Source organism: Rhodopila globiformis (assembly GCF_002937115.1).
GTDB lineage: Bacteria > Pseudomonadota > Alphaproteobacteria > Acetobacterales > Acetobacteraceae > Rhodopila > Rhodopila globiformis.
Map to the genome: position 1 here is coordinate 1 of NZ_NHRY01000173.1, position 15,624 is coordinate 15,624.

11 protein-coding genes and 1 pseudogene are annotated in these 15,624 nt (G+C 62.3%); 6 read left to right on the top strand and 6 right to left on the bottom strand.

What is annotated here, in order from left to right; translation table 11 throughout:
* Window positions 1-1,545: 1,545 nt before the first annotated feature.
* A complete protein-coding gene (locus CCS01_RS16160) occupies window positions 1,546-2,565 on the bottom strand; it encodes an IS110 family RNA-guided transposase (protein WP_104519819.1) in 1,020 nt (339 codons plus the stop codon).
* A 1-nt stretch (window position 2,566) separates the two neighbouring features.
* A pseudogene (locus tag CCS01_RS16165) lies at window positions 2,567-2,998 on the bottom strand (transposase); the annotation flags it as partial.
* 282 nt (window positions 2,999-3,280) lie between these two features.
* Here CCS01_RS16165 and CCS01_RS16170 point away from each other — a divergent pair.
* Window positions 3,281-3,544: a hypothetical protein gene (locus CCS01_RS16170; protein ID WP_146101798.1), complete on the top strand. Its 264-nt coding sequence runs from the start codon at window positions 3,281-3,283 to the stop codon at window positions 3,542-3,544.
* Between the two features lie 44 nt (window positions 3,545-3,588).
* On the opposite strand, the gene CCS01_RS16175 is transcribed toward CCS01_RS16170, so the two are convergent.
* The 4 genes from CCS01_RS16175 to CCS01_RS16190 form a co-directional block, all read right to left on the bottom strand.
* On the bottom strand, window positions 3,589-4,575 hold the full coding sequence (locus CCS01_RS16175; protein ID WP_239992193.1) for an SDR family NAD(P)-dependent oxidoreductase: 987 nt from the start codon (window positions 4,573-4,575) through the stop codon (window positions 3,589-3,591).
* A 40-nt stretch (window positions 4,576-4,615) separates the two neighbouring features.
* On the bottom strand, window positions 4,616-5,320 hold the full coding sequence (locus CCS01_RS16180; RefSeq protein WP_204848311.1) for a sugar transferase: 705 nt from the start codon (window positions 5,318-5,320) through the stop codon (window positions 4,616-4,618).
* A 23-nt stretch (window positions 5,321-5,343) separates the two neighbouring features.
* Window positions 5,344-6,477 carry a DegT/DnrJ/EryC1/StrS family aminotransferase gene (locus tag CCS01_RS16185; RefSeq protein ID WP_204848312.1) on the bottom strand — a complete coding sequence of 378 codons (1,134 nt, stop codon included), beginning with the start codon at window positions 6,475-6,477 and terminating at the stop codon, window positions 5,344-5,346.
* 67 nt (window positions 6,478-6,544) lie between these two features.
* Complete coding sequence (locus CCS01_RS16190) at window positions 6,545-7,285, bottom strand: sugar phosphate nucleotidyltransferase (protein WP_104519824.1); 741 nt, start codon at window positions 7,283-7,285, stop codon at window positions 6,545-6,547.
* 467 nt (window positions 7,286-7,752) lie between these two features.
* Between CCS01_RS16190 and CCS01_RS16195 the strand changes: the two genes are divergently transcribed.
* Genes CCS01_RS16195 through CCS01_RS16210 form a run of 5 tightly spaced genes read left to right on the top strand, consistent with a single transcriptional unit; the run spans window position 7,753 to window position 15,608 of the window.
* Window positions 7,753-9,093, top strand: coding sequence for a glycosyltransferase family 4 protein (locus CCS01_RS16195; protein ID WP_104519825.1), 1,341 nt, complete (start codon window positions 7,753-7,755; stop codon window positions 9,091-9,093).
* 3 nt (window positions 9,094-9,096) lie between these two features.
* Window positions 9,097-11,100, top strand: coding sequence for an asparagine synthase (glutamine-hydrolyzing) (gene asnB / locus CCS01_RS16200; protein ID WP_104519826.1), 2,004 nt, complete (start codon window positions 9,097-9,099; stop codon window positions 11,098-11,100).
* 2 nt (window positions 11,101-11,102) lie between these two features.
* Window positions 11,103-13,307, top strand: coding sequence for a GumC family protein (locus tag CCS01_RS16205; RefSeq protein WP_158258432.1), 2,205 nt, complete (start codon window positions 11,103-11,105; stop codon window positions 13,305-13,307).
* Window positions 13,304-14,797 (top strand): hypothetical protein, encoded by a 1,494-nt coding sequence (locus tag CCS01_RS33775; protein WP_158258433.1) that lies wholly within the window; start codon window positions 13,304-13,306, stop codon window positions 14,795-14,797. Before CCS01_RS16205 ends, CCS01_RS33775 begins: the two co-directional genes overlap by 4 nt.
* Before the next feature lie 19 nt (window positions 14,798-14,816).
* A complete protein-coding gene (locus CCS01_RS16210; protein WP_158258434.1) occupies window positions 14,817-15,608 on the top strand; it encodes an AAA family ATPase in 792 nt (263 codons plus the stop codon).
* Window positions 15,609-15,624 lie beyond the last annotated feature (16 nt).

The following is a 15,624-nucleotide window of genomic DNA, read 5'->3' on the forward strand; positions in this document are numbered from 1 at the left end:
GACGTTGGTCACCGCCGACGCTGCCACGATTGCCAATCTGAAGACGATCCGGGCAACGCCGCCGCCTTGGCGCCGATTGCCGCCGCCCGGGAGGACTACCAACCACGCAACCCTTGATTCTTGAGAGCCGCCATGACTGGTCGATATCGATGCCCCAGCGGCTGCCATAGAACCAGGTCAGATCCCTGGCCGTCTCATCCGTGCTGCTGGCAGCTAAGAGCCTTATGTGGACGGCCCCCGTGTCAACGGCCAATTGCAGCACCCCCAGCGTTACGCGGTAACGTTGGTTCATGCATTGCGGCATAGCGCACGTCAAAGCGGCCGACGTACGGGCATAGGCAGATCCGTTCTCGCCGGTCTGTTGGGATGGATGACGACCTTTCGGGCCAGGGGGCCCAAGCGGATCCCGCAGGTCCGTTACGCAGTAACGGGAGGGCTTGGGGCACGGCGTTCGGTACCACATCAGGCGCCTGCACGTCGGGTTCATGCCACGCCCCTATTGCTGCCTCTGCAATTTTCGTCACTGACGGAATTTAGCACCATCAGATCGAGGCAAGGCGCACCCGGCGCACGACTGCGCGCCATGGCGTTTTGTGCGACAAGAGACGGCCATGCCAGTCGCCGTAGCTCCAGCCTGGCAGGATGCAAGGCGTGAGCAACAGCATCCTGTATATATACTCGCCAATATAGTTGCCCTTCACAGCATCGGCGGTTGCTCCTTTTGTCTGATCGACATCCCTGTCCGGATGGATGACGACCTTTCGGCCAGGTGGATCCCTCAGTGTCTGTCCGAGAAGAAATCCAATGAAATCAATGGGCTAATCCACTGTTGGTGGCGGAACAGTCTCGAAAGTAGTGGCGGTTTCCGCCGATGAACGACACCGCGCCGTCCATAACCAATTGGAAGATAAGGGAAAGTTCTCGGACAGACACTCAGGTCCGTTACGCAGTAACGGCAGGGCCTGGGGCACGGCGTTCGGTACCACGTCAGGTGCCTGCACGTCGGGTTCATGGCGTCCCCACACTGCCGTCGCAGTTTTCGTCATCTGACGGAATTTAGCACCGTCAGATCGAGCCAAGGCCCACTGGGCGCACGACACCTCCTGTTACGCAGTAACGACAGGGCATGTCGTGCGACAAGAGATGGCCATGCCAGTCGCCGTAGCTCCAACCTGACGCAGTGCACGGCGTGCGCAACAGCGCTCTGTACCTACAGTCATCAATATAGCTGCCAGTATACCGAAGCCATGGCTGACGTTGGCAAGAAACTGTCTACGCTGTTCAGCACGATCGAAAAGATCCGGTCAGTTGCGCCCTTATGTCCGACCTGTTGATGCGAACTTCGTCGCTGGCCATCATGGGTGTGCGCTTACGTGCCAGGCACCGATCTGTTTGGCGTACTCGAGGCACACGGCTCTCAACGGTATTGCCTGAACTGTCGAACTGATCGCAGTCTTTCCCATCACGCTGTTCAGCGCTTCCTGCCGGATCAGCCGGACTTACGCCCGGCGCCTGCCATCCTGCGGAGAGGCATCATGCGGCGGCTTACGCCTTGGCCGCGACACCTCCCGTCGGACGGTAGACCTCGTTGCGCGTCATCACGGACCAGGCAATGCGCGCCATCTTGTTGGCCAGCGCCACCGTCACCAGCCTCACGGGGCGGCGCTGCAGGATATCTCTGAGCCAGGCGCCAAGCGCGCTGTGCCAGCCTTCGGCGCGCCCGACCATCGACGTCGCCCCCAGCACCAAAAGCTTGCGGATCTCCTTGTTGCCCGCCTTGGTGATCCGACCGAGGCGGGTCTTGCCAGCGGTCGAGTGCTGCCGCGGCACCAGACCAAGCCAGGCAGCAAACTGCCGCGCGGTCTTGAACCGGCTGATGTCCACCACCGTCGCCGCGATCAGCGAGGCGGTGATCGGCCCGATCCCGGGGATCGTCGCCAGACGCTGTGCCGTCGGGTCGGTGCGCGCGTGCTTGACGATCTCGGCTTCGCACGACTGGATGCCGTTGGCCAGCTCGCCAAAGCGCTTTTGCAGTTCAGCAATCGCCTGACGCGCCTGCGCCGGCATATTGTCGTCGGCATCGACGATCTCAACGAGCGGCTCGAGGTTGTGCAGGCCTTTGGGAACCACGTGACCGAACTCACTGGCCAGCCCGCGGATGGCGTTCGCCAGCATGGTTTGTTGCTTGACCAGCAGCGCCCGCGTTGTGTGCAAAGCCAGGATCCCCTGCTGCGCCACGGTCTTGACCGGCACGAACTTGACGTCGGGCCGAGAGGCGGCCTCGCAGATCGCCGCGGCGTCGGCGGCGTCGTTCTTCTTGCCCTTCTTGACGAAGGGCTTGACCGCTTCAGGGGCAATCAGCTTCACCGTGTGACCAAGGCCACTGAGAATGCGCGCCCAGTGATGCGCCGCCCCACAGGCTTCCATCACCACCATGCAACGTGGCTGTTTTTCAAAGAAGGCGATCAGGTCGCTCCGGCGCACCTTGCGCTTGAGCTCTGCCTTTCCGGCCTCGTTCACGCCGTGGATCTGGAAGACGGACTTGGAGGTATCCAGGCCAATCATGCTACAGCAGACCGCAGGTCAGTTGGGACAGGCATAGCCGCAATGTCGGAAGAAGGCGGCGGCATCCTGAGCGGTGATGGCGTCGAGCGCGGGAGCCAGCGCCTGTTGCAATGTCTCGACGGTGCGTGCGGCGGCCCGGCGGAGATAGGATTTTCACCTTGGCCCAGCCCGGCTCGATCGGGCTCAGAGCGGGGCTGTAGCTGGGCAGGTAGCGATAGGGAAAGCCTGATCCATCGAGCACCGCCTGGACCTCAGGCGTCTTGTGCGGGCGCAGATTGTCCATCACCAGCACCGCATCGGGCTTGCGCTCGCGCAGCACCGGCAGCAGCACCTGCTCGAGATAGGCGGCAAAGGTGTCAGCATCGGTGGCGGCCTCGATGCTCATGGTGGCGAGGATGCCCTCGATGCCGATGGCGCTGAGCACGCTCAGCCGCTTCCAGTGGCCAAACCGGCACCTTCCGGCTCAGAACCTCCAACGACGGCAGGATGGATACTACTCAGGTCCGTGCCGGGTGGGCTGGCGATGTGCTCAGAACCTCCAACGACGGCAGGATGGATACTACCGTTGTGGCTTAAGTTATTGAAATAACTGACTCAAACAGGCTCTGAGACGCAGCGCAAATGACGCGACTGCGACTCAGTCGCATTGAGAACTGCTGGCTGCGCACCCACCGTGGCGACGCGCAGCCACCATACGGGTTATGGTGAGTTCGGCATGACCGACGCGATCATCCTCCGCATCGAGCGCTTCTCCTTTCCGCAAGGCGCCGTGTGCGTCGAACGGCGCAACCGCGGTTGCACGCTGACCTATGCCGCCTCGGGTACGCCGGTGGCGCGCCTGCGCCTCGACAGCGACCACGTCGAGGTGCCCTACCGGTCGCCGCGCACCGACCGCTGGTCGCCCACCGGCCCGTTCGGCCGCACCATCCTGCCGCTCGACCAGGACCTCCGCTTCATCGCCGCCGAAACCATCTTCTGAACGCTGATATGAGCGGCTAAGAAACGAGGGGCGGAAAGTCGAGCTTAGGTCATATAGGCGTGCGATTGCCGCACAGAACCACGACCAAGCCGCTCGCGCCACCAATCGACCGTTCGCGACAATCCTTGCCGGAGAGAAACCTCAGGATGCCATCCGGCATCGGCGAGCAATCGTTGACTGTCCGCTAGCAAGGCACGGACCTCTGACCTGGGAGGCCGGAGCCGGTGTTCCTCTCGTTCAACCGGCTTGCGGATGTTTGTAACAGATGACACGAGTTCCACAACATCCGCGACCGAAACAGCTTCGCCACTGCCGGCGTTGTAGGGCTGGCCAAACTCGATGGGGTGCGCCAGGCCAACTGCAAGGAACGCGGAGACGGTATCATCCACAAACGTGAAGTCGCGCAACGTGCTGGTATCGCCCAGCGTGAGTACGGGACATACCGGATCCAGCAACTGTCGGATGATCGTGGGAATGACCGCGCGTTCACTCTGACGTGGACCGAATGTGTTGAACGGCCGGAGAACAACCGCCGGAACGCCGAACGAGCGGACATAGGCCTCCACCATCATGTCGGCGCCGATTTTGCTGGCTGAGTATGGCGACTGTCCCTGCAACGGGTGGCTTTCGGAAATCGGCAATGTCAGCGCGGACCCGTAAACCTCGCTTGTTGATGTCACAACGATCCGCTTGATGCGATCTTCCCTCGCGGCTTCGAGAATATTCAGCGTGCCCAGGATATTCGTTTCCACATACGACCTTGGAGCCACATAGGAATAGGGAATCGCTATCAGCGCGGCCAGATGAAACACGATATCATGGCCGCGCGCCACAGCTCGGACGAAACCGGGATCGCGGACATCGCCCCGGACGAGCGACATGCGCCCTACCGCGGCGGCCGGGAGATCATCCAGCCATCCATGACTGTCGAACGAATTGTACAGGCTCATGGCCGTCACATCGGCGCCAGCATATGCAAGACGTTCGGCGAGATGCGAGCCGATAAAGCCGTCCGCACCCGTTACGAGCACTCTTGCGTCCCTATATCGTTCCACGTACTGCATTTTAGCTTTACCCGACGCGGTGGTTTGGCAACGACCGACCAAACTCGGTCACGATCCGGATCGTATTCGCAACGCCTGCCCGCTGCCAGGGACCCGTCATGCCCAGGACCGCCAAGCAACAACGCGTTGCCCATGCGCAGTCGCTGCGCAGGGACCGCACCGGATAGTAGGCCAGATCGATACCGGCCTTTGCGGGGAAAAGGACCTCGCGGTAGAAATCCTCGGGATCCTGCCCTTCCGGATAGAACGCGCTTTCATTTCTGAAGAGCGTCTGTGCAGGCCCCAGAATCCCTGGGCGGTACTGGAGCAATTCACGATACTGTCCGTGAAAGCAGTCCGCGAACGCCAGCGACTCCGGCCTTGGGCCGACGATTGACATGTCACCATTCACCACGTTCCATAGCTGCGGTAGTTCATCAAGCTTGGTGCGTTCAAGTATCCGACCCACCCGTGTGAACCGCTCGTCGTTCCGCAGGGTGACGGCTGAACCGTTCGACGAAGCGTCAACTCGGAATTTGCGGAACTTGTACAGAACGAACTGCCTTCCGTGCTGTGCAACCCTTGGCTGACGATAGAATATCGGTGAGCCGTCCTCCAGACAGATTGCCAGGACGATCAGCGCAAGCACTGGAAGCAGAAAAAGGATAAGGAAAACAGCAACCACACCGTCAAGGCCGGTGATCAATCGCCTGGCCGACAGGGACCTGTTCAAGGTAACATTACTCTCCCGATCCACTACAATTGACCTTCCGGACAGGGTTCCAGCGCCAGAACCTCCCGCAGCGCGTCGGATATCATGCCGATCTGCTGGAGGGACAGCTTCGGGTGGAGCGGCAAGGTCAGTTCACGTTCGGCAAATTCCTCGGTGATCGGCAGGGACACACCTGGATAACGGTCGCGGTACCAGGTCAGTTGATGGATCGGCGGGTAGTGAATGGTTGTCTGAATACCCCGGTCATGCAACGCGCCCATCACCCTGGCTCGATCCGTTCCAGCGGGTAGCAGGATCGGAAGAATATGATGAGACGACGGCATGTGTCCGACGAGGGGGACGATCAGGCCGTTGCGTTGGTACTGCAACACACGCTGATAGGCCTGCACCAGGATATGCCGCTGCTCGTTCCGGTCATCCAGCTTCTGCAATTGCACGATGCCAAGCGCCGCGTTCAGTTCCGACATACGGTAATTGTATCCGAGAGACCTGACATCGTAGGTCGCTGCGCGGGCATGAAGACGTTCCGACGTCGTGCTGGTCATGCCATGCGCGCGCGCGCTCCGCATCCGTGCCAGAAGCGTGGGGTCGGGGGCGATGATCATACCCCCTTCCGCAGTCGTCATATTCTTGTTTCCATAGAAACTGAAGACCGCTATGTCCCCAAAGATCGGCCCGCGTGCCCGGCCAACGGCATGGGCCGAGTCCTCGATCAGGTAGAGACCATGGCGTCGCGCGAAGTCCCGCCAAGCCTGTGCATCGACGACGGCGCCTGCGTAGTGCATGACAACGACGGCGCGCGTGCGGTTGGAGCATGCCGCTTCTGCGGCACGGATGGAAATCAGAGGGGTCTCGAGTGATTCGATGTCAACCAGGACAGGTCGTGCGCCCGTGTATACCACGCTGTTGGCAGTTGCGACGAAGGAAAGGGACGGAACGATCACCTCGTCCCGTTCGCCGATATCCAGCGCATCAAGCGCCAGGTGCAGCCCGGACGTACAGGAGTTGACAGCAACCGCGTCGTCCGCGCCATGACACGCGGCGAAAGCGCTCTCAAATGTCCGAACCTGATCGCCCATGGTGATCCAGTTGGAGTGGATGACTCGGCCGAGCGCTGCTGCCTCGTCCTCTCCCAGCACGGGTTCCGCGACAAGCACTCGTGCCGATCCTGTCATATCAAATGCTCCTGCCGCTCACCATCGTCTTTCGCAACGCGACGTCGTATCAGACGAGATTCGACGTTTCCAGACTGAGAGGCGACATGTCGAATGCCGGCGCGTCTTCGTCCCACTCCAAGGTCTGTGCCTTCTGGAAATCCTCGACACGTCCCACGTCAAGCCAGAAGCCGTCGTGCAGGAAGGTATGCACCGGCCGGTTTCTGTCCAGCATGAAAAACATGAGATCGTCGAAGCCGAACGGTATCCCATCCGGGATATACTGCAGCATTTCCGGTTCCATGCAGTATATGCCCATGCTGACCAGGCTGGTGAGGTTGGGCTTTTCACGGAATATAACGACCCTGTTCTCAACGTGCTCCAGTACACCAAAGTCGACACGGACTGTACGGCGTGAAACCGCTACGGTGAGGGCACTGCGGTGCTTTCGGTGAGCGGCCGAAAATGCGTTCAAATTGAGATCGGTCAGCACATCGCCGTTGATCACCAGGAATGGGCTGTCCAGTTCCTCCCGAAGCAGGCTCAATGCGCCAATCGTGCCGCGCGGCTCGCTTTCTTCAGTGTATTCAATCTTCAGGTCCCAACGCTTGCCGTCGCCGCAAAAGCTGCGTATCAAATGCGCAAGATAGCCGGTCGTGATGTAAACTTCCTGTATTCCGTTACGCCGGAGCCAACGGAGGAGCAATTCGAGAACCGGCTTGGATCCAACCGGCATCAATGGTTTCGGCAAAATATTGGTGTAGGGCCGCAGGCGCATGCCTTTTCCGCCGGATTGAATGACTGCCTTCATTTTTCGTTTCCTACGCCATCCGGACGACCGGGTCCGAGTTTATCTCACGTGCATTGCCGCATCTGCGCTCGAAGATGGACCGGGTATCACCCGCGCGTCAAATCATCCAGATGATCTAGCCCGGCCTATTTTGGTGCAACGACCAACGGAACGTCTTCAATAACCTGGCAGCTGCGCGCATCCGCGCGGCGACTTTTGTCTGTCCGCCGACATATTGTGCTGCCGCGCCGTCAGCAAATTTACAGACTTCAGGCGGCGGCCGCCAGAAGACGGGGCTGCGGCAATTACTTCATACAGGAGATTTAGTACCAAGGATCGGTCCCATTGATCCAAAGGCTAAGTAGCATTTCGATGCGAGGCAGGTCTGTTATGCGGGAACTCGCGGGGGCCTCGCTGGGCCGACCGGGAGTCGGTGTTGATCCTGAGTTGTCAGTCGGCGTTCTACCGCGCAGGAGGAAGTGCAGTTCATGGTCATCAATGGGAGAGTCGTTCCCCACGTTGTGCCGACCACGGACGATGACAAGGAATCCGCCTTTGCGCCGCCGGTGTCCGCCAGAGGTCCTGGCCATCGCGGCGTGCCGGCAGCCTTGCCGGCTCCGCGCACTCTCGTCGTTGGCGGTGTTGATCAGTACCTGCGGATTCCGTTTCTGCGCCACCTGCAGGCAGAAGGCTTCCTCGTTGCCGCGGCTGGCCCGGGCCAGCCGGAGCCGTTCCAGCGCGCCGGCATCCCCTTCATGCCCTTTGTCTTCGACAGGTTTCTCAGTCCGATCGCCGATCGGCACAGCATTCGGCAGTTGTCCGCGCTTGTTGCCGCCTGGCATCCTGACATCGTCCAGAGCTTCGATACCAAGCCGAACCTGCTGGCTCCCCTTGCGGCTCGGAATACCGAGGGCGTTGCCGTCGTGCGCACGATCAATGGCCTTGGGTGGGTATATTCGTCACGCGGGCCGGGCGCCCTGGCGCTGCGCCCGGTACAGCGGGCGCTCTATCGCTTCGCCGCTCGGTATGTAAATGCGACGGTCTTCCAGAATCATGACGATCAGAGCTTCTTCCAGCGGGCAGGACTAATGGGCCTGGGTATTGGCCGCCTTATCCCGGGCTCAGGCATTGATGTCGAAGGCTTCGAGCGAAGGCTGAAGAAATGTTCTTCGGCCGAGAGGCTACGCGCGGAGCTTGGCCTCCATGGCACCGAGATCGTCTTGACGGTGACGCGGCTCACCAGGCAAAAGGGTGTGCCGGCTTTGCTGAAGGCAGCCGCCCACATCCATAGGGTACGCCCCAGCGTTCGATTCCTGCTGGTCGGACCTCGTGAGTCGGAAGGGTATCAGGCGATATCACGGCGGCAGATCGATCAGCATGCACCCTACGTGATCGCGACAGGGCCACGTGACGACATTCCCGCATTGTTGCGGCTTGCTGACGTATTTGCCTTTCCGACGGAATATCGCGAGGGCGTTCCGCGCGTGCTGCTGGAAGCGGCCTTGGCAAAGTGCCCGATCGTCACGACCGCGATGCCAGGCTGCAGCGATGTGATCCGGGATAGTGAGACTGGATACCTGGTTCCGCCCCGCTCGCCTGACATGCTGGCAGCCAGGATTCTCGATCTACTATCGAATCGCGCGCGTGCCAGCACGATGGCTCATGGCGCCGCGACGTTTGTGAGGACGAACTTCGCACTGTCACTGACGGTAGCCCGGTACGCCGCGCTGTACCGGGAAATTCTTGCATGCCGCACGATTCCTGCAAGTGCTGCAGTGAGCTGTACCGAATCGCGTGTCGCCGAGCTTTGCCAGGGCCTGGAGAACTGAAGCATGTGCGGCATCGTTGGAATTCTGCTTGGAATGCGCGCAGGCGATCCTTCGCGGCTCGGCGTAGTCCATCAAATGGCTGAAACATTGCGCCATCGTGGGCCTGACGGAGGCGGGATCTGGCGCGACATCGCGGCAGGTGTCGCGTTCGGGCACAGGCGCCTCGCGATCGTCGATCTTTCCGCGTCCGGGCGGCAGCCAATGCTGACAGCCGATGGACGCTTCGCGATCACCTATAACGGCGAAGTCTACAACGCGAACGAAATTCGCGGCGAACTCGAGGATCTCGGTTACCGCTTCCGCGGCCACAGTGACACGGAGGTCATCCTGGCCGCTTGCGATGCCTTTGGCGTGCAGCAGGCCCTGCGGCGGTTTGTCGGCATGTTTGCCTTCGGCCTGTGGGATGCACGGGATCGGACGCTGTATCTGGCGCGGGATCGTCTTGGAAAAAAGCCTCTGTACTTCGCCGTCATTAACAACGCCCTGCTGTTCGCTTCCGAACTTCGTGCCTTGCGGATGGCGCCGGGATTCGATCCGCAGATCGATCCCGCGGCCATTGCCGCCGTGCTCGGCCAAGGCTGGGTGCCGGACTGTGATTGCGTCTGGAGCGGGGTGATGAAGTTGCCGCCCGGCACCGTTCTTACGGTTCAGGCCATGGATCTCGACAATTGTAACACTGGCGATCTCCGCAGCCGGATTTCCTGCTGGTGGTCACTTGACGAGGTTGTGCGGGACGGACTGCGGAATCCGTTGCCGGATTCCAGTACAGACGTGGACGCCGAGCTTGAACAGCTTCTGACCCGGGCCGTACGCGAACGGATGGTTGCGGACGTTCCGCTTGGCGCATTTCTTTCCGGCGGCCTTGACAGCACGACGGTGGTCGCGCTCATGCAAGCCCAGGCGTCCCGACCCGTCCGCACGTTCACCATTGGCTTTGACGATGACGAGTTCGACGAGGCCGCTGCCGCGGCAGCGGTGGCGCGGCATCTTGGTACGGATCATACCGAACTCCGCCTGAGCCCGGCCGAGGCGCAAAGCATCATTCCCACCCTGGCGAATGTGTGGGACGAACCATTTGCCGACGAGTCGCAGATTCCGACCCTGCTGGTTTCGCGCATGGCGCGCCGCCATGTGACGGTTGCGCTGTCGGGCGACGGTGGCGACGAAGCGTTCGGCGGATATTGGCGGCACATCCTGGCGATGCGCTTTGAAACGGTATTCCGCCTCCCCGGCGCCGTTCGTAGTGTGGCTGCTGGTGCGTTGCGGGCGATGGATTCGGACCGGCTGCGCGCGCTGGTCGACCATCTGCCTGGGACTGCTCTGCCAACGCATCTAAAGCGGCTGCCCAAGATGGCGCAGGTCCTGGGGGCCCCCGACGAGGACACCCTCTACGACAGGCTACTCGCACGTGGCGGCAGTACGTCGTGGACAAGTAACGGAGTCCCGCCGGGCATCCACCTGCCCAGCCTCGCCGACCGGATCATGCTGCGCGATATGCGGAGGTACCTGCCGGGCGATATCCTGGTCAAGCTCGACCGCGCGAGCATGGCAGTCAGCCTCGAAGCGCGGTGTCCGTTGCTGGACCATCGGCTGCTGGAATTCGCGTGGCGCCTGCCGATCCGTCAGAAAATTCGTTACGGCAGGGGCAAGTGGCCGCTGCGGCGCCTGCTCAGCCGCCATGTACCGGACGATATCCTGCGGCGGCCCAAGCACGGCTTCGACGTGCCTGTGGGAGACTGGCTCACCGGACCGCTCCGGCCCTGGGCCGAAGACCTTCTTACCGAAACCAGGCTGCGGCGCTACGGCCTGCTCGATCCCATGTCGGTACGGCGATGCCTGGAACGACACATGCGTGGCCAGGGTGACCACGCCTATCAGCTCTGGGCAATGCTCATGGTGCAGTCCTGGCTCGATGCGAACGTTGCGGAACCGTCGGCATGCGGTGCCGTTCCGCCGGATCCGGCCCAGGAAGCTTTCGCGCAGCCGCAACTTTGGGTGGTGCAGTGATTATGGCCGCGCCCGCCCAGTTGACTGACGTGCTGTCGGCTCTTCGTCGCCGTCGCTGGCTGATCATGACGATCAGCGCGCTCGGCACCAGTGCAGTACTCGGTGCCGCGATAGCGCTGCCGCCGCACTATACCGCGAAGGCTCAGGTCGTGGTCGAGCCCCAGCAGACGGGTCTGCTGGCCGGCCAGACGGCGATGATCATGCAAACCACGGATGAGCCCACCGTGCTGACCGAAATGACCGCGATCAGCTCGCATGATCAGTTACAGCAGGTGCTTGACAGTCTCGGCAAGGATTCCCGCTTCGGCCACATGGTCGCGCCGCCTCGGCCAGCAAAGGACCAGGGCGGTTCCTGGCATCTGCAGGACTGGCTGCCGCAGTCGCTGTTCTTCACGCCCACCAACGGCTGGCTCGACATGCGCCGGTTGGAGCGTACGCTGAAGGTTTATCAGGAAGCCGGCTCGCACGTCGTTGCCGTCAGCTTCACGGCGGGAAATCCCCGGGATGCGGCTGCGGTCGCCAATCGCGTGGTCGAACTTTATGTCGAGCGGCAGCGCGAGGCGAAGCGTGCGGCGACTGATCGCGCGTTGGCCTGGGTGACCGACCGCATTCAGGCGTTGCAGTCCGAGTCCACGCGTATTGAAATGGATCTGCAGAATTACCAGAGGCAGAATGGTCTTGCCGACACCGAGCGTTCCGGCGTCGTGGACCAGGACCTGGCGGACCTGAGCCGGCAACTGGCCTCTGCCGAGGCCAATCTCGCCACGCGACACATGCAGTTCGAGAACGCCCTGAGCCTGAAGGCCCGCGGGGCAGCCACCGATACGCTCGCCGGGCTGTTCGACACGCCTGCGCTGGCCGATCTGCGCCACAAGGAGATGGAACTGTCACAGCAACAGGTGACGATGGGCAGCACCTATCTTGCGCAGAGTCCACGGCTCCAGATCGTGAAGAACCAGCTGCAGCAGGTCAGAGAAGCGATCCAAAAGGAAATTGACCGTGGTTTTACCAATCTGATCAACAACGAGCAGGCCGCTCTCGCCGAGGTGCGTTCGATCCGGTCGCGGCTCGATAACCTGCAGCGTTCAAGCAGCGATATCAGCGTTCGGACACTGGAACGTCAGGCGACCCTGAACCACCAGCTTTACATCAGCCTGCTGCAGAGGCAGGAGGAGTTGCAGCAGCAGCGCGAGGGCCTTTCGCCCAACGTCGAGATCCTGTCGCTCGCCGCGCCCCCCGAGCGGCCCAGTTCGCCGAGCCCGATCCTGTTCGCGCCGCCGGCTCTGATCGGCTTCACCATCATCGGCTGCTTCATCGCCGTCATCCGCGACCGCCTGGACGAGACATTCCGTAGCGAAAACCAGGTAACGACTTTGCTCGGCCTGCCCTGTATCGGCGTCGTGCCGCAGGTTCGCCTGCCAGGCAACGTCCGGGTGCACGAATACCTGCTCTCCAAGCCGTTCTCGCCCTATGCCGAGGCAATCCGGTCCGTCGTCGCATCGTTGCAGCTGATGCCGGAGAGCCGCAGCGCGCCGAAGGCGATCCTGGTAACCTCCAGCCTGCCGGGCGAAGGCAAGACGACTTTGGCTGTCAGCTTCGCGGTCTACGCGGCACAGCTCGGTCGCCGGGTGCTGCTGGTCGACCTCGACCTGCGCAATCCATCGATTCCGCGGGAACTCGCCAGCCGGCTGACGACGGATGCGCCGCAACCGGGTCACGATGGACATGCGATCGTGCAGTCGATTCAGCACCTGCCTGGCCTGCATCTTGACTACCTGCCGTTGCGGCGCAGCCCGGCCACCGACCCGGTGCTGTTCGTCAACGCCCGTGTCAAGGAACTCCTCGATTCGCTGCGAGAGCAATATGACTGCATCCTGATCGACAGCGCTCCCCTATTGTCGATCACCGAGACACGCCTGCTCGCCACGATGGCCGACAGGATTCTGTTCGTCATAAAGTGGGGCAGCACCCGGCGGGACGTGGCGCGAAGCGCGATCAGCGTGCTACGCAACAGCGGAATGTTGGAGCGTGACTGCGTGAAGCTGACGAACATTGTGGTCACGCAGGTCAATCCCAAACAGCATGCGGCCTACAGTTACGTCGACCCGCCGGACCACATGCTGATCGATTCGCCGGCATCGGAGGGTCTGCAGTTTCCGCAACAGAATTCCGGCCCGTCAACCGATCAGGCGGAGCACAGGATATGAGGGATGAACCGGCCGTAGCCCGTGCCGCTCCGGACTGTCTCTTTCTGCTTCTGGAGTCGCTACGGAACCAGCGCATAACCTTCTGCTATTTCAAAAGCAGCCGCCGCATTGCCGCCGCACTGGCCGGCGATACCGATCTCGATCTGCTGGTGGCGAGGGCCGATCATGCGCGCCTGCAACAAGCTCTGCTCGCCAGCGGCTTCAAGCCGTTCGTCGCAGCGCCGAGCCGGGCCGACCCCGCGGTCGCCAGCTTCCTCGGCTTCGACGAGGCCACCGGCCGGCTGCTGCATGTGCACCTGCATTTCAGCCTGCTGCTAGGCAGTGCTTTGCTGAAAAACTACCAGTTGCCTTGGACCGATGCGATTCTCGCCAGCGCAGTGACGTGTCCCGGCCTGCCCGTCCGCATGCTCGATCCGGCAACCGAAACACTGCTGCTCGTGCTGCGCCGCAGTATCGAGCTTCGCCGCAACGATCCCGTTGTGTTGCGCAACTGGCGTGCCGTCAACGCGAAGCTGGCACTGGACCAGGAGGCGCTGGGCAGGCACGTCGACCGTGACATCCTGCGCCGCCGCACGGACGAACTGCTCGGCCCCGGCCTGGCCGACGACATCGCGGGTCTGCTCGATCGTCCAGGCGGCATGTCCCGCACGCTGCAGCGGCAAGTTCGCCGCCGTCTCTCTGCTTTTCGGCGGTACAACGCGCTCGAAGCCTGGGTGCGCGGCACCCTGCGCGCCATGTTCTGGATCCTGGGCGGCCTCAACATGCGCTATCTCCATGCCCCGCGCCCCTGGAGCCGGCGCTCGTTCGCGGGCGGCCTGATCATCGCGGTCATCGGTGTGGACGGCAGCGGCAAGACGACCCTGACCCGCTGCATCCGCAGCTGGCTTACCGCCGAAATGGATACGATGCCAGTCTATTTCGGCACGGGCGGAGGCAGGCCGTCACTGCTGCTGGCACCGCTGAAATTGCTGGTTCCGCTTGTTACCAGGCTGTTGCCGTCGCGGCCGAAAGGCTCTTCGCACGGCCGGATCTCCGATCGGCCGCCGGGCTTGCTCTACAGTGCCTTGCTGACAATGTGGGCAACGGTTCTCGCGGCCGAGAAGCGGCTGAAACTGACGGCAGCGCAACGCGCCGCCGCTCGCGGGCTCGCCGTCGTCACCGACCGCTACCCGCAGGACCGCATCGCGTCATTCAACGATGGCCCGCTGCTGCCGCGCCTGCGCGGGCTGCCCGGATGGCTGCTCCGCTTCGAGGCACGCGCCTATGCCAGGGCAAGCCAGGTCCCGCCCGACCTCGTCATAAAGCTCGAGGCGACACCAGCCGTGCTGGCCGCGCGCGAGCCTGATATGGATCGCGCCGTCATCGATGCCCGGGTCGCGGAACTGCGGGCACTGGATTTCCCCGGTTCACGAGTCGTTACGATTGACGCGACCCAGCCGCTGGCCGAAGTCATCGCGCAGGCCAGGCGCGAAGTCTGGCGCCTGCTGTGAGAGTGGATGCCGTGCAGCCATGATCATCGAACTTTTCGGCGCACCCGGTTGTGGCAAGACCACGTTCGCCCACGCCTTGGCGAAGCGACTGCGCAGAAGCGGTCATCGGGTCGAGATGCTTGCCAGTTTGCGGCCGAACGAAGGCGATACCTGTCGCGGTGCGCCCGCATCCTCCCTGGCGGCTGCAACCACGCGCCTGATCCGGCCGATCGGCCGGCTGGCGTCCGATGTGCGGCAGACGGCCCTGAACGGAACCGAACTCGGCGCCACATGGCGGCTGTTGCGGGCCATGCCGCCGCACGGCCCGCTCTGGTCGATGCGGCTGTACCGATACACGCTGCACCTCAACTGCGCATGGTCGGCGGCTCGCCGGGCGTCGCATCCGGTCCTGGTGGATCAGGGATATGTTCAGCTGCTCGGGTCGCTGGTGGTGCTGTCCGGCACCACGGACATGTTCCGAATTACCAACATGTTGCGGACGATGCCCGCACCGGATCTGCTGATCCGCCTGAAAACGCCGGATGAGACGTTGCGATACAGGCTGGCAAGGCGAATGGCCGGGCAAGGCTGGCTGGAGCGACGGCTGGAATTCTCGATCGAGGACAACTTGCGCTTCGCCGCCGTGCTGGACAGCATCTGTCCGCTGCTGCGGCAAGCGGGCCGAGAGGCGATGAATGTTTGCTCAATCGATACGAGCGCGCCGGCCAGGGTAGCGGCCCTGATCGAGGAACGGCTGGCATTGCGGCAAGGGCGCGGCGCTCGCGGCCTGAAACCCGAGGCTTGTCCCCCGCAGTCCCAGGGCGTGGCATGAGGTTACAGGCCATCAG